The following is a 466-nucleotide window of genomic DNA, read 5'->3' as shown; positions in this document are numbered from 1 at the left end:
TACATCGAAATGTTTTATAACAGTAAGCGTCGGCATGGTTCCAGCGATCAGATGTCACCGACAGAATATGAAAACCAGTATTATCAACGGCTAGGAAGTGTCTAGATTATCCGTGGCGATTCACCCTGCTCACCCCGGCCAACCTGATACCGTTCGGGATGTTCGCGAAAATTTATATTTGCAAAATCTTGTTGGTAATCAAAAGGACGAGTCAAAGCGGCACCATTGTTAAAATCGTTTTAACAATTGTAGGCCGGAGAAGGGGAAGCCGCCATCCGGCATGTTTTTCCGCGCACAAAGCAAAAAACCCCGCACCTTCCGGTACGGGGTTCTTCCTGATTGATGCCTGGCAGTTCCCTACTCTCACATGGGGAGACCCCACACTACCATCGGCGCTACGGCGTTTCACTTCTGAGTTCGGCATGGGGTCAGGTGGGACCACCGCGCTAAAGCCGCCAGGCAAATT

The 466-nt window shown here is 50.2% G+C and carries 1 protein-coding gene, 1 rRNA gene and 1 pseudogene; 1 reads left to right on the top strand and 2 read right to left on the bottom strand.

The window, feature by feature from the left end; all coding sequences use genetic code 11:
- A partial coding sequence (locus C3451_RS24240; protein ID WP_129942121.1) for an IS3 family transposase occupies positions 1-105 on the top strand: 105 nt, incomplete at its 5' end.
- Positions 106-122: 17 nt separating this feature from the next.
- Here C3451_RS24240 and C3451_RS24235 read toward each other — a convergent pair.
- Positions 123-215 (bottom strand): annotated as a pseudogene (locus C3451_RS24235) (DUF4385 family protein); the annotation flags it as partial.
- A 129-nt stretch (positions 216-344) separates the two neighbouring features.
- Positions 345-460 (bottom strand): 5S ribosomal RNA (gene rrf / locus C3451_RS24230).
- Positions 461-466: the final 6 nt, after the last annotated feature.

It is taken from the genome of Enterobacter sp. 301B, from assembly GCF_003850715.1.
GTDB lineage: Bacteria > Pseudomonadota > Gammaproteobacteria > Enterobacterales > Enterobacteriaceae > Enterobacter > Enterobacter intestinihominis.
This window is presented reverse-complemented; position numbering and strand designations above follow the sequence as displayed.